The sequence below is a fragment of the Ureibacillus manganicus DSM 26584 genome (genome assembly GCF_000772945.1).
GTDB lineage: Bacteria > Bacillota > Bacilli > Bacillales_A > Planococcaceae > Ureibacillus > Ureibacillus manganicus.
Genome location: NZ_JPVN01000007.1, coordinates 137,640 through 160,599 on the forward strand (window position 1 = coordinate 137,640; position 22,960 = coordinate 160,599).

The window sequence follows — 22,960 nt, forward strand, 5'->3', positions numbered from 1 at the left end:
GAAATAAATTCGTTTTGGTACATCTTTTGGAGGTATTTATGAAAAAGGTCGCTGTAATTCAGGATTTATCATCTTTTGGGAAGTGTTCGTTGACTGCAGCAATTCCAGTTCTTTCTGTCATGGGCGTACAAGCATGTCCATTACCTACAGCAATATTATCCGCTCAGACTGGTTACCCGAGCTTCTTTTACGAAGACTTAACATCTAAAATGCAATTTTTCGAAGAAGAATGGAGCAAGATGAATGTAACCTTTGATGGAATCTATACAGGTTTTGTGACTGGGAGAGAGCAAATTAACAACATTCTTAGATTTTTAGATAAATTTAATCACGAAGAATCACTTGTTCTTGTTGATCCTGTTATGGGAGACGAGGGTGAAGCATATAAGCTAACGACAGATGAATTGTTAGATCGAATGCGAGATCTTGTTAAGTGTGCAGATGTCATAACTCCTAATGTTACGGAGTGTTGTCTATTAACAGGATTAGCCTATGAGAAATTACATAATTATACAGATGAGAAGGATTTTCTAAAGGCACTTGAAGATGCAGGTAATACTTTGCATCAATTATCAGATGCTAAAGTAATTATTACTGGTGTGACACGACCGTCTAGTAATGCAGGAAAGCGGTTTGTTGGCAATATGTATTTGGACGGAAATAAAACCTTTTATTCTGAAATGGTTTATAACGGAAAAAGCTATTCAGGGACTGGTGATTTATTTGCCTCTGTATTAATGGGAAGTATGATGCGTGGTGAGAATATTGAGAAGTCAATTCAACTCGCAGAACAATTTCTGACTGCAGCAATTGACGATACTTATATAAAAGGAATACCAGAAGTAGAAGGTGTAAACTTCGAGAAGTATTTGAAAATGTTAATTTAAAAAGATGGTTACCTTTGAATATTAATATAGTAATTTTGAAATAAAAATGCCTATGGAAGTGTTTATTTTCCATAGGCAATTTGTTTACATATACTCGTTTTGAATTAACGCGTAGGATTCTCTTACTTTTTCAATATAGTTCGTTGCTTTACCTGTTCTACGGAAGCCAGTTTTCCCCTTATTATAGGAACTTAGTACAGCCTCATCTAATGCAGTACCTGTTAATCCTTGATTTTTCCAATAATCTATTAAATCGGCTAGAAAGTATGTTCCCCATTGCATATTTACGTAAGGGTCTAGTGGAGCATTAGGTGTTCCAAGTGTTTCAGAAAGCCACACGTGGTTGATTGAATTGATTTGGAAATAGCCGAAATCTGAAGTTGCTCCAATAGCATTTGGATTGAATTTACTTTCATGCTCCATGACAGCCAAAACTTTTTCATACTCTAAACCGTATTGAACACATAACTTATACAAATACTCTTGATGTTCATAGGGGATTGGGAGTTTTTCGCTATATGGGAATGATGGTTGCTGTGCAATGATTGTAACATCTAATGCTGGATCGTTTTCAATTTGTGTATCTAAGTTTTCAGTGGTTGGATCGTTTTCTTCTTTTTTCTCTGTTGTTGAATCTTCTTGAGGTACTTCAGTTTCAGTGTCTTCTTCTATAGCCGGATCCTCGTTTGATGTACTTTCAGTGTCTTCGTCGGTTCCCTCGTTTCCGACAAGCTCATCTTGATTTTCCTCAGCGATGGATTTCCCCAAAGTAGGGTTATTTTGAAGCAGTGCAAATGTAGAAGTATCTTTAGCTGTATTATCTTCTGATGAATTTTCGGCTAAGGTTAAACTTCCGTGGAGTTGTAGTATGTTAGAAGGTTTAAATACGGAGTTTTTTTCATGTTGTTCAATCGTAGATTCGTTAGAAGTTGTATTATTTTGTAGATCAACAGCTGATGTTATTTTCGGCTCAAATTGTTCTTTTTTTACTTCTTGGTATTCATCAGTTGAAATAGATTCTCTATCTTGCCCTAGGCTAATGACTACAAAATAAGTCATTAGTACGAAAAAAACAAGAATTCCAATATGTGTTAAACGCATGCCAATTCTTTTAAACAAACTATTATTTCCATGATTCATAGGAATAGAATTCCTCCTTAAATTAATCTCATATAAAGTTCAATTTTGTGGGTGTTTTTATTCCCACTTTCCAGGTTGGAGTCTTACAGGACACTTATACCGGGAAAAAATTGAAAACTCTCCATAAAAATCTTCTATACTACAACTCTTTCTAGATATCATGGACAAAGAAGTTTTCTTTTAAACATACGAAATACAAAAATCGTTTGAGAATTGATAGACTTGATTGTCTCTAGTGTGAATATCCTAAACTTTAATTACCTTCATTGAAAAAGAGAGTAGATATTTACCGTTTCTATCTACTAATAGAAAAAATATGGTTATAGGGTTTCGTATGGTAGAATGAAAAGAGTTTATTTTGATGAATAAAGTGAGAATACTTTGAGAAACTGTACTCGTTCTCAGAATTAATATTTTTAGACAAGGAGATCCAACATGACGAATAATGATTTGTTAATTCGATTACGCTATGCGCTTGATATAAAAAATACGGACTTAGTAGAGATGTTTCGATTAGGTGGGATGGATTTCACCAAAGAGGAAGTATTGAAGATTTTTACTAAACCAAAAGTAGATGAAGACGGGGTTGCAGATCTAACACCAACGGATGAGTTTATTCCATGTGATTATGAAATGTTAGAAGCTTTTTTAAATGGATTGATCACTTTTAAACGTGGAAAACAAGAGCAAAAACAAGGTCAAACACAAGCTCCTGTTCCTTCTAAGAAGGATACGCCAAACAATTTATTTATAAAGCGAGTAAAAGTGGCATTAAGTTTAACAACTGAGGATATGATCGCTATTTTCTACGATGCAGGACTGAATGTTTCTAAAGGCGAGATTGGGGCAATCTTGAGGAAAGCAGATCATCGTAATTACAAAGAGTGCGGAGACAATTTCACACGTAACTTCTTAAAAGGATTAACGATGAGGTATAGGGACTAGATGAGGATTTTAATCTATATAAAGTTTTAAAAAGTAGTGTTACAAGAAGTTGAAGTTGGCTGCCTTCGTAAATGGCTCTAAAAATCCGCTTAATGGACTTTATAAATAGAAAATGAAAAACCGAGCTACTTTCTTAAACACTAATTAGCGTTTAGAAGTAGTAGTTCGGTTTTAATTGTGGGAAGCTACAGATCTAATCCACAACAAAATCTTTTAACTAATTTTCAACAGATCACCTGGATAAATTAAATTACGGTTTTTAATATTATTTTCCTTCACGAGTTTATCTACAGATGTTCCAAATTTTTTAGCGATATTCCACAGTGTATCACCAGACTTAACAACATAAGTGTTTGATTTATTGAAACTACTTTGGCTGGAGTTATTTTTTACAATGTGAAGTTCATCCCCAGGATAGATTAGATTAGGATTTTTAATATTATTTGTCTCTACTATACTTGAAACCGTAACACCAAAATTCCGTGCAATTCGATAAAGAGTGTCACCTTTTTTTATTACATAGGTTGTATTCGTCTTGACGGGATGAGTCTTAGAATCTGTTTGTTCTTTTTCAATAGGTACAGTAGGTGTTTCTTCGATCGTATCAGGTTGTTTCTCACCGGATGAATCCTTTAAAAATATTCCATCATTGAAGATATTTAAATCGGCATTGCCATTTATACCTTCAACTGTTCCAGAATCTGTATATTGCCAGCCTGCCCATGTGTCCCAAATGATATCATCCCAAGGTTTGTTTCCATCATATTGAGCAACCCATAATGAATATTTCGTTAAAGACTCATCAAATACATTTGTTGCGTTACTCGAGTTACTATAGATCGCTACTTCTTTACCTGAAAGCTTTTCGACTTCTTCTGCAAAAGCTAGAGTAATTTGATTAATTTCATCTATTGATAGTTCCCCAAAATCTTCAAAATCTACAGCAAGCTTAGCTTCGAATGATTTATCTTGGATAACTGAAACAAAAAATTTAGCTTCAGCTAAAGCATCTGAAACAGACCTTGCATTTACGTAATGGTAAAACCCTACCTTCAAGCCAGCTGCTTTTGCACCATCATAGTTTTTCTCGAAGTATGGGTCTATCCAGTCAATTCCCTCACTGGATTTAATATATACGACTTCAATTCCCGCATTTGCTACTGCTTCAAAATCAATATCTTCCTGATGTCTACTTACATCAATTCCACGATACTCTGTCGTTCCTTCGGGCTCAATTGCATTAACAATCACACTACCAACTAAAGAGAGAATAGCAAAACTAATCAATGCGAGAAATATCTTTCCAAGAATTCTCACCGTCTCACCTCCTTCTTTCTACTAAACTATGCAAAGTAAAAAGAAGGACTTGTGCGAATATAACGGAAAAGCGTTAAAGCATTGTCTGATTGTAGTATAGAGTAGGGCAATACGAGAATAGTAAAGAAATACTAAAGAGAACAATCAAAATAAAAACCCGATATTTATTAATATCAGGCTTCAATGTAGTTATTTAAATTCATCTAAACGCTTTGCCACAAACATCCAGTCATCTAAAAATAATGGCCATAGGTTTGGTCGTCGCCTTACTGCTAAAGGATGATAAGCTACAGTGTTTTGGTAACCTAACATATCATGCCATTCCTCTCGTAATGATTTAACGTCTAATTCAGTATTTTGAAAGAAGGATTGGACTGAAACGTTGCCGAGACAGAATATAAACTTTGGCTTGTTCAGTTGTATCTGTTCTAGAAAATGATTTATGCAGATTTTTCTTGTTTCTTCTTTATCATACGCTTTTTTCGGTCTTCTTTTTAAAACAAAAGTAACATACAAGTCGTCAGCAGTTAACCCAACCTCATTGGCTGCTTTTTGCAATGTTTGTCTAGTTCCACATAAAAATGGTTTGTTTTCCCGATCCTCACGGGCACCAGGGTTATCCAACAATATATAGATAGGTGCTTGTGGATTTCCCTCCCCCCAAATCATTCGGGTACCGTGTTTTTCTAGACCACATTCGCTACAATTCTTTAAATGTTCAGGTATTGGATCTTCTGGCCATAAAGTGCATAATTCAGTCAATAATCTTTCCCTCCCCAAGAAACTTAAATATATTATATCCATGCACTAATAAGAATTAATCTCATAGGTTGCGATACAAATATAGATGTGGTAAAAGTTACTAAAAGGGAAATACATATTGGTTAAACAGGGGGATGGGGATGGACTATAGTCCGAAAGAAATTGCACAAGTTGCAATCGAAAAGGGAACAGAAAAGGTGAAAATGTCGATAACGACAATGTTCTTTTTAGGGTTTTTAGGTGGTTCCTTCATCGCAATAGGTTACCTCGCATGTATTCGTATGATTGGTACTATGCCAATGGAATGGGGAAGCTTCGCAACTTTCTTAGGTGCGAGTGTATTTCCGCTTGGGCTAATCTTAATCGCATTAGGGGGCGGGGAATTAGTTACTGGTAATATGATGATGGTAAGTATTGCTTACTTAGCGAAGAAAATTAATCTAATACAGTTATTGCGCAATTGGTTTTGGATCACTGTTTTTAATTTGTTAGGGGCTTTATTTGTTGCATATTTTTTTGGTCACTTTATTGGGCTAACAGAAGGTACCTTTTTGGAAAAAACTGTACATACAGCAATGGGGAAAGTGGAAACAAGTTTTTGGGAAGCATTTGTATCTGGAATCGGATGTAATTGGCTTGTCGCAATGGCAGTCTGGTTAAGTTTTGGAGCTAAAAGTTTTGGTGGGAAAATAGTTGCGATATGGTTCCCAATTATGGGATTTGTCTTAATTGGCTTCCAACATGTTGTGGCGAATATGTTTATCATTCCTGCTGCTATTTTTGCTGGTGAATTATCTTGGACAACTTTCTTGCCGAACATGATTCCTGTTTTTTTAGGGAATGCTGTTGGAGCAGTAGTATTTGTTAGTATGTTTTATTATATATCTTTTAAAAAAGAGGATAATAAAGTTGAAGCATAATGAAAAATTGGTTTTTCGGTATACAAATGTTAAAGCAAAGCAAACTAATCCTAATTCTTTATTGGAGGGTTTGTATGGAAAATCAAAAACAACCAAAACCAGATAATCGTTCTAATAACGTGGAACGATTACATGACATGATTGAAAATACAGAGAGAAAATTACAAGAAGCTGAAATTAGTGCCGAATTTGAACCACCTGAAAAACGAACTTGGATTAAAGAGAAAAACGAACGTCGCAGACAATCCATAGAGGCTATGAAAGAAGAAATGAAAGATGAAATGGATGCGCGGCAACGAGGAGAAGTCTAGTTACGAGCCAGAGACATTAAAAAGTTGTCTCTGGCTTTTTTGTGTCAATAAAAGATCTATTTCATTTTGTATGAAATTTCATTAAATCCTTTAATAAGGAGCCAAACAGCAAGAATCATTTCATTCGCTGCTACTGGAATTGCAAATAACGCTCCCCAAACGGAAAACTGTGAGAAAACGCCAAACAATTCTAATAGGGCTGCGGAAAATACAAGTATTGAACCTGTAATACCTAGAATAGATATAAATCTTGGAACGAGCTTAGTTTTGAAAAAGATATAGCTATACATAATCGTGTTAATTCCTAACATGAAATTGGCCCCAAGTAATAAACACCAATCATGAATCGATCTAAGAACAACACCAGCAGAATGATAAGTAGTTGTATCAATAGCACCTGAAGCAACAAATTCTCTACTTAAACTCAACAAAGCTAACATACTGATAACACCAATTGTAAGTATAACTGCCTCCATAAATCTAAAGCACACATGCCAAAGAGCGATGGTTTCATTATATTTTCTTAAAATAGGATACATTGTAGTTGCAGTTCCTATTGCAGAAACAACAAGAACTAGTTCCATTAATGCACCTAACACAATTTGGTTTCCATGTTCTGCACCATCGATTAGATAATCACTTCCGTATTTAAGCGGACCATATAACAGAACGCCAATAACAGCGGTAACAGCTGCCAGCAAGAAAAGTACACCTACAATATATGAACTTTTTCTAATGTTCAACGTAATTTCTCCTTTTACCATTTTTGAAAGAAGATCACCGAAATACTTAAAGGTTCGTTCTCGTACGTGTATAAAATGCAAATGTTAACTACTTTTCCTGTTCTTCTGTGTAAGAGAATATATCCTCCACCCCAAGGTTGAAGACACGAGAAATCTTAAAAGCTAATTCCAAGGAAGGTGAGTATTTTCCATTTTCAATGGCAACAATTGTTTGCCTTGTCACACCGACTAGATCTGCTAACTGTTGCTGTGTCATTTCATGATGGTTGAATCTTAGAACTCGTATGGTGTTACTGATGTGACATTTGGCCATATTCTAAACTCCTCTCTGGTACAAAAAGATTTTCCATACAATACTGAACGCTTCAGATAAGAAACCTGAAAATAGTAGGATGATAAACATCGTAGAAGGCGTTGAGTCGAATAGTAACGACCCCATCGCAACAAAGAATCCCAAAATAAATATGAAATGAGATACTCTCATGGCTTTTAAATCGATAATTTTGTCAAACTCATCTGAAAAAGACGGCGCAGACTCCTTCGTAATAATTCCATTGATTATGATAAAAATGATTTCAATAATTAAACGGAGCACTATTGTTACAGGAATTAGTATTAAGATTGCAGTTGCCCAGAAGCGGAACAACTCGACTCCCTCTACATTTCTCTCTAAGTACTGCTGATAGACATACCAAAAGTAAATACCAAAAACAAAAATCGCACTGACCAACTGCATAATGTTCTTTTTAACTTGATAAGTCAAAATTAATATACCTCCAGTCAAATTATTTTTACAGGGTGTAAAGTATTATATGCATGATGTAATGTAAATGATACGTAGTGTAAAATTTATTTTACATTTAGGGATAAAATATGTAGAAATTCCATAAATCGGAGAGTTTAAGAAAAGAATCAATAATACTTTTACACAATGCTATGAATTAATAATTACAATTATTTTATAGCATTGTATAAAAATACCAAGTATGATGAATGATAGTATCGTATTCTTTAATAGTTATTCTATTAACAAAAATACAGGAGGTAATATAATGGGAAGACCGTTACATTTTGAAATTCATGTAGATGACATGGAACGTGCAAAGAAGTTTTATGGAGAAGTATTTGGGTGGAAATATGAAGATTGGACAGGCTTTGCTGGTATGCCTTATTTTGGAGCGGTGACTGGTGATGACAGTCAACCAGGAATTAATGGTGCATTAATGCAAAGACAAAGTGCAGCACCTGAATTAGGACAACCGATAAATTCTTTCGTAGTTACCATGGGTGTGGAAGACTACGATGCTACTGAAGCGAAAATACTGGAGCACGGTGGAAAAGTGGCATTACCAAAATACGCATTACCAGGAATGGCATGGCAAGGATATTACCTTGATACGGAAGGAAATATCATCGGTATTCATCAACCAGATCAAAACGCAAAATAGGAACTTCACAAAAAAGCTACTTAACTTCCCTTTATAGGAAGATAAGTAGCTTTTTTTATGAATGTTAAATAACTATAGGTAGGGTGTTGCAGAAAATAACGATGGTGCCGTCTCATTGAATCACGAAAAAGTATGAAACTGACTAAATCATCCTCACATTTGGTTTACTAAAGCTTAAAATGGCAAAGGTAATGAGAGAAGGGAGGAATATATATGCTAAATTATACAAGACAAGGGGAAGGGGAAGTTCTTGTATTAATACATGGCTTTTTAGGATCGGTTGACGTTTTTAAAAATGTGACTGAGGAATTTGCTTCACGTTATGATGTGATTGCCGTTGATTTACCTGGACATCATAAAAGTAAAATTGAAAGAGTATCTTACTCTGTTTATGATTACGCAATGGCTGTAGCGGATGTATTGCAGCGTGAAAGAGTAGAAGATGCAACCTGGCTTGGTCATTCTATGGGTGGTTATATTGTATTGGCAGCTTTAGAAAGAGAAGTTGCGAAGATTAAACAAGCAATCTTAGCTTATTCATCAGACTTATCTGATACAGATGAGCAAATTGAAAAGCGCTCCAAACAACAAAAACAAATATTAGAAGATGGAGTTCAAGGTTTCGTAGATGAAGTGATTAGTGCATTCTTTAGTAAAAATGCCCAAAAAGCTACGATTGAATATGCAAAACAAATTGCATATAAAGCATCCCCAGAAGGGTTAACAATTGCTTTAGATTCAATGAAATCTAGACCAAATCAACATTCATTTATTGAACAAACAACAACTCCAATATTAGTTATAGAAGGTACTGAGGATAAAGTTGTTAAACCAATTGAAACGAAAAATCCTAATGTAATGAAAGTCTATACGGAGACTGGACACTTAGGAATGTTAGAGGATCCTAAAAGTTTTATAACAGCTGTTAATAAATTTATGGAAAATGTGTGAGTAAAAAATCTCACACATTTTTTATTTCTTCAAATAATCGTGTAATTTGTAGCATATTGTTGTACTAAGTAGAATGACAGATACAAAGGTCACTGATTTTATGGAAAGGAGGTGAATCATTGGGCATACGATTTATTAAAATTGCAGGAGTTTATTTTGTCCTTGCTGTTATCTTAGGACTTGTAATGGGAATCATTCAAAATTTTGCTTTTACTTCTGTACACGCACATCTAAATCTACTTGGTTGGGTTTCAATGGCTTTATTCGGATTAATTTATAGTGTATATAAACGTGCTGGGGAAACAACATTAGCAAAGGCACATTTTTGGCTTCATAATATTGGTTTACCAATCATGCAAGGGACCCTCTTTGTCGAATTATTAACTGGTAATACATCATTAACAATTGGAATTATCATTGGGTCACTAATTGTTGTACTAGGTGTACTATTATTTGTATTAAATCTATTCTTAAGTCTTAAAGAAGTATAATAGATTAATAAAAAGCAATCTCCTCAAAGGTTAGATGAGGGGATTGCTTTTTGATATTATTTAAAATTCGAGAAATAATTGTATCTAGGAAATATTAAATTGCCCAATCTCCATTACGGAATACTGGCACCACTGTACCGTCTTCTTTAATACCGTCAATGTCCATTTGAGCAGAACCAATCATAAAGTCAACATGGACTGTTCCTGTATTTAGTCCATTTTCTCTTAATTCTTCAGCAGACATTTTTGTTCCACCTTCAATTGTCGTTGGATAAGCTGAACCAATTGCAAGGTGATTTGACGCGTTTTCATCAAATAACGTATTAAAGAATGTAATACCTGATTGTGAAATTGGCGATGGATCTGGAACTAAAGCGATTTCTCCTAATCCTGTTCCACCTTCATTATCAAACACTAATTTTTTCATTGCCTCATCGCCTGTTTCAGCTGAAATGTCGACAATTTTTCCATCTTTAAATGTCACTTCAATGCCTTCAATTAAAGTACCAGCATAGCTTAATGGTAATGTGCTGCGAACGACGCCGTCCATACGACGAGTGTCTGGAGCAGTGAACACTTCTTCTGTTGGCATGTTTGCAATAAACTCTTCACCTTTTGGATTGTAGCTTTCCGCACAAACCCAAATATGATTTTTAGGCAATCCTAAAGTTAAATCTGTTCCAGGTGCTGTGTAATGTAGTGCATCAAATTGGAACTCATTTAATTTAGCTGCTTTTTCATTTAATGTTTGCTTATGCTCATCCCATGCAGCAATTGGATCTTCTTCATATACACGACAAGTTTTGAAAATTTGGTCCCATAAAGCAGCTACTTGTTCTTCAGACGTAGCTAAGTTAGGGAAAACTGTAGCAGCCCAACCAGCTCCTGCTGCAGCAGCAACAGTCCATTTTAAATCATCGTTTTGTGTAGCTTTTCTTTGTGCGTGGAACGCTTTTCCGGCAACTTGTTGGTATGCAGCTACTTTTGCAGGATCTGCTTCATTTAGTAAACCAGGATCGCTTGATACAATAGATAAACGACTTACACGTTTATTTAATACGTGATCTTCAACTTCATCAATTTCATATTGCGGAATATCAGTTAAAACTTCAGTAGGTTGGTGTAAATAATGAAGTTTTGAAATTTCATCATCAGACCATTTAACAATTACTTTTTCTGCACCTAAAGCGTATGCTTCACTTGTAACTAAACGAGCTAATGGTGCCTGGTCAACATTAATCGTCATCTTTACCCAATCTCCCGGTTGTACATTAATCCCTTTTGATACAAGAAGTTTTGCGTATTTTTTTAAATTTTCTTCGAAATTATTTGCTACCATGTAAATTCACCCCTGTTAATTTATTTCCCAATTTTACCATACTTCATAGTATAGTGTTTATTTTTTCTCTCATATTTTATGGCCCAAACAATATTTAAAAATATGTACAGGTGGTATATGTTTCACTGGTTATAACTAAAGGATATAATTGGTAATATACTTATGTGGAGGCGAACTATATGACAACAAAAGGAAGATTGGTAAGAGAAGTTGACCAATATATTGCAAAGTTACCGGAAAATATTCAAACGATTACTGAAACGTTAAGAAAAATTATAATAGAAACCTCAACAGAATTAGTCGAAGAGTACAAATGGGCAATGCCTAATTACTCATATAAAGGGTTAGTATGTTATTTACAATCCTCTAAAAAACATGTAAACCTTGGATTTCATAGAGGAAATGAACTTCAAGAAATAGATACAAATGAGTTGTTGCAAGGTACCGGGAAAAGTATGAGACATATAAGAATTACTAATATTGAAGATATACAATTAGAGGTAATTAAAGGATTTATACTAGAAGCAATTCGCCTGAATGAGGCTTAAATAGATTATTTACTGAAAAAAGGAAGGAACGATTTTATGATAAGAATCGTTCCCTATCTTTAGGCAAGGGAAGCATACAACTTTCTTTTTTACCAAACCATTTATATCGATTTTTTGCTATATATCTATAGACGTAATTTCGAATAGGTTTTGGGATAATGATGAAGAAATATAAAAGCTTATATGCACCTTTTAAATATTTACATACACGTAGTGCTGCTGTTGACTCAAAGTAGCAATGGTCACCATCAATTAGAACAAAACTATCAATATTGATAGGAGCATGGTGTAAATTTAATAGATTCTTTCCAACATCACTTTGCAAGGATGCAAAGTGAAATGTATATTTAGGATCTCTTTTAATGATAAGTTGCACACTAGAATCACAAAAGTTACATTCCCCGTCAAATAAAATAATTCTTTTCAAATTCTTCACCTCAAAAGATATTCTCTATTCGTTCAAAGTTTTCGTCCACTTCATTGTATTTCATGAAATTTTTAGTTCTGATTAAAAAAATATATACATATACTTCAGAGTTAATGAAAAGAAGATAATTTAATGAAAATATTGTTTTTTGGTCCATTTTCTAAAGCCGGTATTAACACTTCTTATAATTATAATAGGAGGATAAGAGGATGGAAAATGAAATCATCCAAAAAGAAGAGGATCAGCAAGATGGAGGAGAGAAAAAGGGACGTGATTTAGACCACACACTAGAAATTATAGTGGTTGTAATGCTAGGTATTACTGCGCTACTAACTGCATGGGCTAGTTGGATTGGTGCATTACATGGAGGCAATCAAGCTACAAATTATGCAGAAAGTAATAACTTTGCTTCGGAAGGTAATTCCGAATACAACGCTGGTGTTCAAGGTATGATGCAAGATATGCTTTTATGGAATGAAATTAGTGATTTGCAAATTGATATTATGTTTGCACAAGCGAACGATGATGAGTTAGTTCTAGAGCAAGCTTCGAATAAACTATTTTATAAACTAAATGATAATCTATCCGATGAAATGGCAACTGCATTAGGTTGGGATACTGAGAATGTAAGTGATGATCCGACTGAAGCTATTAGTCAATGGATGGAAAATGAAAAAGCATTAGTATCACCATTTACCGAGGATGGCTTTACAGATTCGTATTTTGAAGCGGCCAATGTGTTACTAACAGAGTCAAAAACGAAACTTGAAGAAGGGCAGAAGGATAACACAAATGGTGATGCCTTTGGCTTAGTAACTGTAGTCTTTGGAGTTGTGCTATTCTTGCTTGGTATTGCTGGTACTATTAAAAGTCAAAAAAATCGAATTGTTATTATCTCCATTTCTTTAATCAGTTTCTTAATGGCTACTATTTATATGTTTACATTACCATTACCTACAGGATTCAATATAATGAGTTTCTTTGGTCAAGGTTAAAGTTACATGCTAAGATGAAATTGTCTGTAGTGAAATAAAAAACTGTCCTCATCTGTGAGATGAAGGACAGTTTTTTTTAATTAGAAAAAATATGAGGATATTTAATTAACCTTAGCGTCTTTTCTTTTTTTCGCTATATCAGCAACTGCAGTAAATAATACGTCAGATGATGAGTTTAATGCAGTTTCAGTAGAGTCCTGTAACACGCTGATGACAAATCCAACGCCAATAACTTGCATCGCGATATCACTTGGAATACCTAACAAACTACAAGCAAGTGGAATGAGTAGTAAAGATCCGCCAGCAACTCCGGAAGCTCCAGCAGCAGAAACTGCAGATACTACCATCAGTATAATTGCTGTCCAAATGTCGACTTGTACATCAAGTGTATTTGCTGCAGCAAGTGTTAATACGGAAATGGTAAGTGCAGCTCCAGCCATATTTATTGTTGCCCCTAATGGAATGGAGACAGAATAAGTATCTTCATCTAGCCCTAATTTTTTACATAAGTTTAAGTTTACAGGAATATTTGCAGCTGAACTACGTGTGAAAAATGCAGTTAAACCACTTTCTTTCACCGTTCTCCAAACAAGTGGATACGGGTTTTTGCGAATATAGATAAAAGCAATTAATGGATTTACTATGAACGCTACAAAGAATATAGATCCAAGTAATAAAATTAAAAGTTGTCCATATTCAGCTAATGCTTGTATTCCATTCGTAGAAATAGCAGTGAAAACAAGTCCCATAATCCCAAATGGTGCTAATTCAATTACCCATTTTACTAGAGTTGTAATTGCTTCGGATATGTTTGCAATGGCTGTTTTCGTTGTATCGGCAGCCTTTCTTAATAAGAATCCTAGTAAAAGTGCCCATATAAGAATACCAAGATAGTTAGCATTTAATAATGCATTTACAGGATTATCTACTACATTAAAGAGTAATGTTTGAAATACCTCTAAAATACCACTCGGTGGAGCCACGTCAGAAGCCCCTTCAGTAAGAGTTAATGTGACAGGAAATAAGAAGCTAGCGATAACTCCAACGACTCCAGCTGTTAATGTAGCAATTATATATAAACCTAGAATAGATTTCATATTTGTTTTTTTTCCGCTTCCATGGTTGGAGACTGCATGCATAACTAAAAATAAAACAAGAATAGGTGCAACAGCTTTTAGTGCACTTACAAATAACGATCCGAACAAAGCTACCCATTGTGTGTAATCAGGAATTGTAACAGCAAAAAGTACCCCGATGATGATCCCTGCTAGTATCCGTCCAACTAAACTAATTTCTGTCCATTTAACAATGATGTTTTTCATGTTGTACCCCCAAGTTAATAAATAAATATTTTTACAGTGAACATTTGTACTGTCTGAATGGACAGTTTAATAGAAAATAGTTTAACACGATTCTCTTATTAGGGAAACAAGAAAATAAAAATATTTATATTATTTATTTTATTTGTAAAAAGAAAAATAACATTTTAGTAGAACAATTGAAAAGTGTTGCTCTATTAATTATTTAAAGTATAACAGCAGTGCAACTGTTATACAACAGAATAATTTTTCCAATTAATAAAACATTATAAAATTTCAGATTTATTATTTGGAAAATAAATTAGGATTATATAAATGGATTGTTTTAACTTTAAAATAGTATTAATAATAATAATTTTTTATTTAAAATTTACGTTTAAACCATTGACAGCGTTTAATGTTGAATTGATGGACTTGTAAAGGTTTTCATATGGGATACAAGTTGAAATTGTTTTTATATAAAAACAAATCTAATGTGTCTAAAATGTGAAAATATGTACTATAACAGTATGTAAATTATCTTGAATTCTAAAGAAAATTTTTGATAAAGTTACAAACAGACCGGTTGGTAGGCTTTGGGTGATAAGGATACAAGCAAACCATTAAAAGTTATTTCAGAAGCATTTCCACGAATGGTCATAGTTCATAGATAGAAGGAGATAAAAATGGAATCACATTTGAAAGTAAGAAATCCAAAATTAATAGCATTTGTATTGATGGCAGGTGCATTCATTGGACTATTTAGTGAAACGGCATTAAATATGGCGTTGACAGATATAATGGGTGAGTTCGTTGTTGACCAAACAGTAGCTCAATGGGTAACGACAGGGTATTTATTAGTATTAGCAATTTTTGTTCCAATCTCGGCATTTTTAGTACGTTGGTTTACAACAAAGCAATTAGTTATTGCTGGTTTGATATTATCTTTAGCAGGCGCATTGCTTGGGGCTTTAGCTGTTAGTTTCCCAATGCTGATGGCAGGGCGTGTTGTTCAGGCGATTGGTACTGGGATTATCATTCCAGTAATGAATATCGTTGTTTTAGTTATTTTCCCGGTAGCTAAACGTGGGTTAGTGATGGGGGTTATGGGGCTGGTTATTACAACTGCTCCAGCAGTAGGTCCAACATTAGCAGGGTTCATTATTAGTGCATTAGATTGGACTTGGATTTTTTGGATTGTAGCAATTCTTTATGTTCTTTTATTGTTTAGTAGTTTTAATTTAGATAATGCATCCGATATAACAAAACCAAAAATCGACCTATTATCAATACTTTTATCAACGGTTGGTTTAGTGGGTGTTATTTACGGTTTGAGTATGTTAGCAGGTAATGTCTTTACAGCAATAATTGTTTGGTTACCAATTTTAATTGGTCTAATTGCAATATTGTTATTCGGAATTCGTCAGTTAAAAATGGAAACGCCAATGATTAATATACGTGTTTTTAATATTCCAATGTTCACATTAGGTACATTAACAATGTTCCTAGGGATCTTAATTATTTTAGCTGCAGGTATTCTTTTACCGATGTACTTAAAAGGTGCATTATTAGTAAGTGCTGCTGTAGCAGGTTTATCATTATTACCAGGTAACGCAGTGAACGTTATTTTAGCTCCTGTTGTTGGTGGATTATTTGATAAATCAGGCGGTAATGCTCGTGGATTTATCATCTTTGGTGCATTATTTATTGTTATCGGTACAGTCATTTTTGCTACAACATTATCGGCAACAACATCTTTATGGCTAGTAATTTTAGCATTCATTATTCTGTTCTTTGGTATGACGTTTGTTATGATGCCAGCTCAAACAAATGCTATGAACGTATTACCACGTAAATGGTATGCGGATGGTGCTGCCGCTATGAACACATTAAACCAAGTTGCAGGTGCTGCAGGTACATCTATTGCAATTACATTATTTACAACTGGTCAAAAGAATTTTGAGACTAATTCACCAAGCAGTTCACAACAAGAGATTCTTGCAGCAGGTACTCAAACTGCATTTACATTTGTCGCGGTAGTTGCTGTAATCATTCTAGTATTATCATTCTTTACAAAAAATCCAAAGAAACAATAATTTCATAGATTAAGCTCGGGTAAGAAGGGAAGTTTTAAAATGACAAATCATTTTAAAAGTATTTATTAGCAGTTGATGGTTCAACAGAAGCAGAATATGCATTCCACAAATGTACTTGTTATTAGAACACCAGAACAATAAAAAAATAAAATTCAGGCTATTACAAATAGACTGTAAAATGTGAGATAATTAGATTATAAAATATATGATTTCAAAGAGCGCTCCTTCGTGTTATCGATTGCGCTCTTTGATTTCTTTTAAGTTGAACAAAAAGGAGATATGTATAATGTTTTCGATTGGGGATACAGTCTTTTATGGTGCACATGGAGTATGTATTGTTGAAGATATCCAAGAACAAACATTTTCGGGAAATACAAAATCTTACTATATTTTACGTTCACACCACGATAAAACCTTGAAGCTATTTCACCCAGTAAATTCAGATGATTCAAAATTAACACCAATCGCATCTAAAGAAAAGGCAGAATTATTATTAGAAACGTTTAAAAATCCATCTGATGAGTGGAACGATCGTGCAATTGACCGAGTAAACAACTATCAAAAGATATTAGAGACAAATAATGATTTTAAAATTGCTCAAATGTTAAATACAATTTTGAGAAAGAAATATGAATTGGAACAAGAAGGCAAGAAATTAGCAAGTCAAGACCAGCAAATTTTAAAACAAGTAACACCTATCTTTAACAAAGAACTTTCTGTTAGTTTAAAAGTTACGGTTGAAGAAGTTGCTGAAAAAATAGACGAACTAATTCTAAAAAATTAAAATTCCCTTGGCATTTCTTTTGTTAAAGAAGTGCGTTTTATTAGATGAAACAAAGGCAAGAGGTTATTTCACTTCCCATAGCCCCTTGCCTTCAAGAATATGCTGGATACCTTCCTCGCAAACACCGTAAGATTTCCAATTACATGTTTCGCAAACAGTTTGAATATCCGAGGGAACAACAAATTTTTTTACCCTGCTTTCGATCTCTTGCCACATTAGTTTTTCTCCGATTTTGAGCCCCATTTTTTCTAATATTACTGCATCTCTCACATAGATATTTTGATTTTTGCAATGATACTCTCCTGAATTGGGGTATTTCTCACACAATTGGTCAGGCCCTTCAACTAATTCAACAAGTGTTTCAGGATGGCTTCTCAATGTTTGGTGAAGCTTCGTCATATTTTCTATATATTCCTTTGAATAGCCCATGCCTCGATAACCTAAAAGACAAAACAGGTGGTGACCACGTAGTTGAACCATTAACTTTCCCCCTTAAACATTACGTTAACTCAATTTATTTTCAGGTTAACTATTAAAATTATAGTATCATACTATAAATGGAAATGTTTATATTTTTCTTGTTCTAATTTAAGGAAGGAAAATTAAAATGTTAATGTTTTCCTACATCTTCTCTTTTGAGGATTGCTAGTAAACTAACTTCATATTTCTTATAAGACGAGGTTATTTCGTAAATCGATTTGCATAACTACTTGCCACAAATGAATGGGGTTTAATCTTTGCCTCTAACCCAATCGATTTCATGCGAGATATCATTTCGTTTACAAATATACGAGTTTTGTTGCGATTGCCTGAACCAATATCAATATGGCCTTCAATAGTAAAACTTGCTCCCTTGTAGATGTGAGGCAACACAATTTGTATTAATTGCTCTTTTTTCTCTTTTGTAAACATCGACACAGCTTCTTCCGTTAAGGATGTTTCATAAGAAATTCGTTCATGTAAATTGGTCATTTTTCTATGAACAATAACTTTACGGAAACACGCCCAAACACCTTTCCGTTCTTGTTGAATAACGATGCCAGTAATAAATTTTGTTAAACTCCCATGAACTTGTGAATCCGTTCCAAACATTAATCGAAAATTTCCGGTAGGGTCTTTTTCCATAAATTGAATGATACAGCGAAATACTTGCTCGAAGGACATTCTTTTTTCACTTATATTTTGAAAGGTGATCCCATTTTCCATCGCTTGCCTACCTTTCTATGTTTTAGTAAGCTAATATTAAAAGTCTATTCATGAAAATTAAAAAATAATTAGTCAAATAAGTGAATTTGTTCTTTAAATTGTATGATTTAATATTATTAGCTCATGATAAACGAAGGAAATTGGAATGAGGTGACAGGTATGATTGCTACGAATTTATTCAAGTTATTCCTTAGTTTTAGTGCATTATTTTCTTACGTTGATTTTGAACAACCATCGAACACGATTGAAGTAAGTGAATTATCTGGTACATCTGTTTCTGTCGAGTCAAAAACCTATAAAGAGGATTTTTTAGTTTATCCACAAGTGACTAATATGAAGGATCAAAATGTGCAAGGAAAAATTAATGAAGTTTTTATTGCCCATATAAAATCTTCTTATGAGGGTTACCTAAAGTTGAAAAACGAAATGGAGAAATTTAAAGAAGAAGACAAAGAGCATTGTAAGGAATTCCCGTACTCTTGTGAATATAGTTACATTACTAGCTATGAAGTTAAGTACAATCATGATGGCAAGTTGAGTGTTTTAATTTATGATGCTACATATTCTGGTGGGGCTCATGGTATTGAGCCGGTAACAATATACAACTTTGATACACAAACAGGGGATAGATATACATTAAAAGACATCATCTCAAATGAGTCAAAGTTTGCAAGTTTAACCGCGTATGTTAAAAAATATATAAAAGAAAATCAGGATCTGTTCTTCGATGAGGAAATGATTGGGGACTTTGCAGTGAATGATCAAACACAATTTTACTTTACTGATAGTGGTATCGATTTGCTATTCCAACAGTACGAAATAGCACCTTATGCAGCAGGTCATCCAACGATTAGTATTCCAAGTTCGGAATTATAAAGATTATGGAAGCCTCGAACACTTTTAAGTGTTTGAGGCTTTGTTATTTAAGTTTGCCGTTAGATTCTAGTAACTCCTCAATAATTTCTAATAACTATCACGGATTTTCTAATAAGTTCTGTATGTTTTCTAATAATTAGCCCACAGAGGCTTGGGACTAGCTTAAATTCTAATAACTTTTCGATATTTTCTAATAACCACCTCGAATTTTCTAATAAGTCATTCGTTTTTTCTAATAAGTGCCGCTTAATAGCTTGAATCTAACCTAACTTAATTCTAATTACAGCTCATCTAACATAAAAAGACCTCTTTCATTGTGAAAGAGATCCTTCATCGTTATATTAAATTTTTAATAATTGCTTCTTTAACTTCACTTAATGTAGAAGTTCCACCAATATCGCCTGTCTTAATACCTGAAGCCAAAGTTTTTTCAATGGCATTTAATAGACGCGAACCCGCTTCATGATTGCCTAAGAAATCTAACATCATTTTACCTGTCCAAATTTGGCCGATTGGATTTGCGATACCTTTTCCAGCAATATCAGGTGCTGAACCATGAACAGGTTCAAACATGGAAGGGTATTCACGTTCAATATTCAAGTTAGCAGCAGGTGCTATTCCGATACTTCCCATAATAGCTCCACCTAAATCTGTCAGTATATCACCGAATAAATTAGAAGCAACAATTACGTCTAATTCTTGTGGCTTCATAACCATATAAGCAGCTAAAGCATCGATATGATTGGAAACTGTTTTAATTTCTGGATAATCAACTTTTACAGTTTCAAATACTTCATCCCAAAATGGCATGGAGTAAGTTAGTCCATTGGATTTCGTTGCACTTGTTACATGGCCTTTTGAATTTTTAGCTAATTCGAAAGCATAACGCATTGCTCTTTCAGTGCCTTTTCGTGTAAATACTGCGTTTTGAATGGCAATTTCATCTGATCCACTATGTATACGACCGCCACTGTCGGAATATTCACCTTCCGAATTTTCGCGAACAACGGTAATATCAAAGTTTTGGGGATTTTTTAAAGGTGACTCAAGTCCAGCTAATAGTTTGGCTGGACGAACATTTATTGACTGTTTCATTTCACGGCGAATTTTGATTAGTAATCCCCAAAGTGATATATGGTCTGGTACGAGTTCAGGCATGCCAACTGCACCTAAGAAGATTTGATCATATTTTTTTAATGTTTCAATACCATCCTCAGGCATCATAACCCCATGTTCTAAGTAGTAGTCACATCCCCAAGGGAAATACGTCCACTCGAATCGAAAACTTCCATCAATCTCTGCAATTTTATTTAATACGTCAATAGCTGCAGGTACTACTTCTAACCCAATGCCATCACCAGGAATTACTGCGATTTTGTATGTATTCATCATGACACCCCTTATAAAGGAAGAATTTAACTGTTAGTGTAATTATACGTGTTAAGAAAAAATAAATAAACAAAAAGAGAGTGGGGAATACTCCACCACTCAAAAGAAAGGTCTCTATAATAGGATTTCATCTTGCAAGTATTGATCCAACACTGAGCGTAATGTATTTAACTGGTCTTCGTTTAATGGTGTCATCGGAAGTCGAACACCACCAACTGGAATACCGTTTAAATTTAATGCAGCTTTAACAGAAGTTGGATTTGGTGTAGCAAATAATATATTCATTATTGGAAGAAGTCTTCGGTGATCACGAGCTGCTTCTTGGAAGTTTCCAAGCTGGAACTTTTTAATCATCGCTTGCATTTCATTTCCAATAATATGTGAGGATACAGAAATTACACCAGTACCACCAATTGATAGAACTGGAATTGTTAATCCATCATCACCACTATATAAAGAAAAGTCCTCAGGTGTTTTTTCAATCATTTCAGCCATAGCATTTAAATTGCCACTAGCTTCTTTAATTGCAACGATATTTTTTATTTTTGATAGCTCAATTACAGTTTCAACAGATAGGTTTACAGCACTTCTACCTGGAATATTGTAAAGAATAATCGGCAGTGTAGTTACGTTAGCAATTGCTTTAAAGTGCTCATACATGCCTTCTTGAGAAGGTTTGTTATAGTAAGGAGTAACAAGCATAATACCATCAACACCAGCATTTTCAGCTTGTTTTGTTAGTTCGATCGATGCTTTTGTGTTGTATGAGCCAGTACCTGCAATAACAGGAATTCGTCCATCTACTACTTTTACAGCAAATTTAAATAATAGTACTTTTTCTTCTTCAGATAATGTTGGAGATTCTCCTGTAGTACCAGATACGACTAAACCATCAGTTCCGTTTGCGATTAAATAATTAATTAAGTTTTCAGTTGCATTCCAATCGATTTCACCGTTTTCATCAAAAGGAGTTACCGTTGCTGTTAAAATTCTTCCAAAATTCATTTCTTCTCCACATCCTTAACCTTTTTTATTAGAAATTAGAGGGAGAAGGGCGTTAGTATTAAACGCAAAAAGCAACAACGAGGGCTCGTTGTTGCTTAGAAATAAAGTTCATTTCCTTCGCGTAAGATAGCCCTCCATATAGTTTCCTACATGACAATCCTGCACTTATTTAATGCAGAACCAGCTCCAAGAACAATGAGGTTTCTTGAAACTTCGGCAAATTCCCCTTTCCACAATTTTCAACGGATCTCATTATCCTCAAGTTGTGTACTAATGGTTTTTGCGCCTCTATCCTTACTTCAAAATTTGAAATAAGAAAATATATAATTAAACAAATAATACCCCTTTTCACAATGGAAAGCAATACTCAAAATTTTAAAAAATTCAGATTAACATAACCTATCGTAGATGGAGGTGTTTTGTTAATTTTATTTATATTTTGTTAATTAAATGTAAATATGAAGCATATAGGATAACTATAGGAATAGTTTAAATAACAACTTTGAAATAGAGAGTCCTAAATAATAATGAGTTACAGGTGATTATATGAAATATAAATTATCGATAAAAATAGCTTGTTACCTTATGTTAGGAATGTTGGCTATCGGATTATACAGTTATTCACAAAAGAATCCTGCAGTATTATTACGAACAGAAATCTCACCAATTGATGAAGAAACATTTATGCAATTAGGATCTTATGAAAAAAATAAGTCCAAAGACCAAAACAACTATCAGGAAGTATCATTTTCGTTGAAAGTAAATTATCCTAACGAAATTGAAAATCTGGAAGTACGTATTCCTCAATATTTTAGTGAACTGTTTGGTAATGATATTTATTTAGGTGCAAAATATAAGGAGTCTAATAACAAAGAAAAGTACCAATTTATTCATGAAGCAGAAATACTCTTATATACAGGTAATGTGACTAATGAAGAAATTCGAAATATACTTGATGAAGGAATTGTAAACTTAAGTTGGGTATATGAAGGTGAAAATATACAGCAGAAATATAACATTGGTGATTCCGTAATATTTATAAAATAAGACTGTAAAACCCGACCTTCTTAAAGAATGTCGGG

The 22,960-nt window shown here is 34.0% G+C and carries 26 protein-coding genes and 1 riboswitch; of the genes, 13 read left to right on the forward strand and 13 right to left on the reverse strand.

Annotated elements, in window-relative coordinates:
* Positions 1-38 precede the first annotated feature (38 nt).
* Complete coding sequence (locus CD29_RS07450; protein ID WP_036184848.1) at positions 39-887, forward strand: pyridoxamine kinase; 849 nt, start codon at positions 39-41, stop codon at positions 885-887.
* An 84-nt stretch (positions 888-971) separates the two neighbouring features.
* On the opposite strand, the gene CD29_RS19630 is transcribed toward CD29_RS07450, so the two are convergent.
* Positions 972-2,027, reverse strand: a complete 1,056-nt coding sequence (locus CD29_RS19630) for a transglycosylase SLT domain-containing protein (RefSeq protein ID WP_052124048.1) — start codon at positions 2,025-2,027, stop codon at positions 972-974.
* A 435-nt stretch (positions 2,028-2,462) separates the two neighbouring features.
* On the opposite strand from CD29_RS19630, the gene CD29_RS07460 reads away from it, so the two are divergent.
* Entirely contained in the window at positions 2,463-2,972 is a 510-nt protein-coding gene (locus tag CD29_RS07460; protein ID WP_036184849.1) for a YehS family protein, read from the forward strand.
* A gap of 213 nt (positions 2,973-3,185) precedes the next feature.
* Here CD29_RS07460 and CD29_RS07465 read toward each other — a convergent pair whose 3' ends face one another.
* Both CD29_RS07465 and CD29_RS07470 read right to left on the reverse strand, forming a co-directional pair.
* Positions 3,186-4,289 (reverse strand): GH25 family lysozyme, encoded by a 1,104-nt coding sequence (locus CD29_RS07465; RefSeq protein WP_052124049.1) that lies wholly within the window; start codon positions 4,287-4,289, stop codon positions 3,186-3,188.
* Between the two features lie 189 nt (positions 4,290-4,478).
* The gene (locus CD29_RS07470; RefSeq protein ID WP_036184850.1) at positions 4,479-5,051 is read right to left on the reverse strand and encodes a uracil-DNA glycosylase; all 573 of its coding nucleotides are present in this window, start codon (positions 5,049-5,051) and stop codon (positions 4,479-4,481) included.
* Positions 5,052-5,191: 140 nt separating this feature from the next.
* On the opposite strand from CD29_RS07470, the gene CD29_RS07475 reads away from it, so the two are divergent.
* Together CD29_RS07475 and tlp are read left to right on the forward strand one after the other, a co-directional pair.
* Entirely contained in the window at positions 5,192-5,971 is a 780-nt protein-coding gene (locus tag CD29_RS07475) for a formate/nitrite transporter family protein (RefSeq protein ID WP_081976177.1), read from the forward strand.
* Positions 5,972-6,045: 74 nt separating this feature from the next.
* Positions 6,046-6,282: a small acid-soluble spore protein Tlp gene (gene tlp / locus CD29_RS07480; RefSeq protein ID WP_036184852.1), complete on the forward strand. Its 237-nt coding sequence runs from the start codon at positions 6,046-6,048 to the stop codon at positions 6,280-6,282.
* A gap of 56 nt (positions 6,283-6,338) precedes the next feature.
* Here the strand turns inward: tlp and CD29_RS07485 are convergent, their stop codons facing one another.
* The 3 genes from CD29_RS07485 to CD29_RS07495 form a co-directional block, all read right to left on the reverse strand.
* A complete protein-coding gene (locus CD29_RS07485; protein WP_036184854.1) occupies positions 6,339-7,025 on the reverse strand; it encodes a DUF4386 domain-containing protein in 687 nt (228 codons plus the stop codon).
* Positions 7,026-7,113: 88 nt separating this feature from the next.
* On the reverse strand, positions 7,114-7,338 hold the full coding sequence (locus CD29_RS07490) for a helix-turn-helix transcriptional regulator (RefSeq protein ID WP_036184855.1): 225 nt from the start codon (positions 7,336-7,338) through the stop codon (positions 7,114-7,116).
* Positions 7,339-7,341: 3 nt separating this feature from the next.
* Positions 7,342-7,788 (reverse strand): hypothetical protein, encoded by a 447-nt coding sequence (locus CD29_RS07495; protein ID WP_036184856.1) that lies wholly within the window; start codon positions 7,786-7,788, stop codon positions 7,342-7,344.
* 289 nt (positions 7,789-8,077) lie between these two features.
* On the opposite strand from CD29_RS07495, the gene CD29_RS07500 reads away from it, so the two are divergent.
* The 3 genes from CD29_RS07500 (at position 8,078) to CD29_RS07510 (ending at position 9,915) form a co-directional block, all read left to right on the forward strand.
* The gene (locus CD29_RS07500) at positions 8,078-8,473 is read left to right on the forward strand and encodes a VOC family protein (RefSeq protein ID WP_036184859.1); all 396 of its coding nucleotides are present in this window, start codon (positions 8,078-8,080) and stop codon (positions 8,471-8,473) included.
* 213 nt (positions 8,474-8,686) lie between these two features.
* Positions 8,687-9,424 carry an alpha/beta fold hydrolase gene (locus tag CD29_RS07505; protein WP_036184861.1) on the forward strand — a complete coding sequence of 246 codons (738 nt, stop codon included), beginning with the start codon at positions 8,687-8,689 and terminating at the stop codon, positions 9,422-9,424.
* 119 nt (positions 9,425-9,543) lie between these two features.
* Entirely contained in the window at positions 9,544-9,915 is a 372-nt protein-coding gene (locus tag CD29_RS07510; RefSeq protein ID WP_036184870.1) for a cytochrome-c oxidase, read from the forward strand.
* 94 nt (positions 9,916-10,009) lie between these two features.
* Here CD29_RS07510 and CD29_RS07515 read toward each other — a convergent pair whose 3' ends face one another.
* Complete coding sequence (locus CD29_RS07515; protein WP_036184872.1) at positions 10,010-11,254, reverse strand: aminopeptidase; 1,245 nt, start codon at positions 11,252-11,254, stop codon at positions 10,010-10,012.
* Between the two features lie 179 nt (positions 11,255-11,433).
* Here CD29_RS07515 and CD29_RS07520 point away from each other — a divergent pair, with 179 nt between their 5' ends.
* Positions 11,434-11,802: a DUF1801 domain-containing protein gene (locus tag CD29_RS07520; RefSeq protein ID WP_036184874.1), complete on the forward strand. Its 369-nt coding sequence runs from the start codon at positions 11,434-11,436 to the stop codon at positions 11,800-11,802.
* Positions 11,803-11,836: 34 nt separating this feature from the next.
* On the opposite strand, the gene CD29_RS07525 is transcribed toward CD29_RS07520, so the two are convergent.
* Entirely contained in the window at positions 11,837-12,229 is a 393-nt protein-coding gene (locus tag CD29_RS07525) for a thiol-disulfide oxidoreductase DCC family protein (RefSeq protein ID WP_036184877.1), read from the reverse strand.
* 209 nt (positions 12,230-12,438) lie between these two features.
* Between CD29_RS07525 and CD29_RS07530 the strand changes: the two genes are divergently transcribed.
* Positions 12,439-13,224: a hypothetical protein gene (locus CD29_RS07530; protein WP_036184879.1), complete on the forward strand. Its 786-nt coding sequence runs from the start codon at positions 12,439-12,441 to the stop codon at positions 13,222-13,224.
* Between the two features lie 101 nt (positions 13,225-13,325).
* Here the strand turns inward: CD29_RS07530 and sstT are convergent, their stop codons facing one another.
* The gene (gene sstT / locus CD29_RS07535) at positions 13,326-14,546 is read right to left on the reverse strand and encodes a serine/threonine transporter SstT (protein WP_036184882.1); all 1,221 of its coding nucleotides are present in this window, start codon (positions 14,544-14,546) and stop codon (positions 13,326-13,328) included.
* Positions 14,547-15,208: 662 nt separating this feature from the next.
* Here sstT and CD29_RS07540 point away from each other — a divergent pair.
* Together CD29_RS07540 and CD29_RS07545 are read left to right on the forward strand one after the other, a co-directional pair.
* The gene (locus CD29_RS07540) at positions 15,209-16,618 is read left to right on the forward strand and encodes a DHA2 family efflux MFS transporter permease subunit (protein WP_036184885.1); all 1,410 of its coding nucleotides are present in this window, start codon (positions 15,209-15,211) and stop codon (positions 16,616-16,618) included.
* A gap of 286 nt (positions 16,619-16,904) precedes the next feature.
* The gene (locus CD29_RS07545) at positions 16,905-17,402 is read left to right on the forward strand and encodes a CarD family transcriptional regulator (protein ID WP_052124051.1); all 498 of its coding nucleotides are present in this window, start codon (positions 16,905-16,907) and stop codon (positions 17,400-17,402) included.
* A gap of 63 nt (positions 17,403-17,465) precedes the next feature.
* Here CD29_RS07545 and CD29_RS07550 read toward each other — a convergent pair whose 3' ends face one another.
* Together CD29_RS07550 and CD29_RS07555 are read right to left on the reverse strand one after the other, a co-directional pair.
* Positions 17,466-17,882 (reverse strand): DUF1284 domain-containing protein, encoded by a 417-nt coding sequence (locus tag CD29_RS07550; RefSeq protein ID WP_036184896.1) that lies wholly within the window; start codon positions 17,880-17,882, stop codon positions 17,466-17,468.
* 201 nt (positions 17,883-18,083) lie between these two features.
* Positions 18,084-18,608 carry a ribonuclease H-like YkuK family protein gene (locus tag CD29_RS07555; protein WP_036184899.1) on the reverse strand — a complete coding sequence of 175 codons (525 nt, stop codon included), beginning with the start codon at positions 18,606-18,608 and terminating at the stop codon, positions 18,084-18,086.
* A gap of 123 nt (positions 18,609-18,731) precedes the next feature.
* Here CD29_RS07555 and CD29_RS07560 point away from each other — a divergent pair, with 123 nt between their 5' ends.
* On the forward strand, positions 18,732-19,484 hold the full coding sequence (locus CD29_RS07560; protein WP_081976179.1) for a DUF3298 and DUF4163 domain-containing protein: 753 nt from the start codon (positions 18,732-18,734) through the stop codon (positions 19,482-19,484).
* 336 nt (positions 19,485-19,820) lie between these two features.
* Here CD29_RS07560 and CD29_RS07565 read toward each other — a convergent pair whose 3' ends face one another.
* Both CD29_RS07565 and dapA read right to left on the reverse strand, forming a co-directional pair.
* Positions 19,821-20,873, reverse strand: a complete 1,053-nt coding sequence (locus CD29_RS07565; protein WP_036184902.1) for a tartrate dehydrogenase — start codon at positions 20,871-20,873, stop codon at positions 19,821-19,823.
* Between the two features lie 114 nt (positions 20,874-20,987).
* On the reverse strand, positions 20,988-21,878 hold the full coding sequence (gene dapA / locus CD29_RS07570) for a 4-hydroxy-tetrahydrodipicolinate synthase (RefSeq protein WP_036184904.1): 891 nt from the start codon (positions 21,876-21,878) through the stop codon (positions 20,988-20,990).
* 119 nt (positions 21,879-21,997) lie between these two features.
* Positions 21,998-22,177: riboswitch (Lysine riboswitch) on the reverse strand.
* Between the two features lie 286 nt (positions 22,178-22,463).
* Here dapA and CD29_RS07575 point away from each other — a divergent pair.
* A complete protein-coding gene (locus tag CD29_RS07575) occupies positions 22,464-22,925 on the forward strand; it encodes a hypothetical protein (RefSeq protein ID WP_169716163.1) in 462 nt (153 codons plus the stop codon).
* Positions 22,926-22,960: the final 35 nt, after the last annotated feature.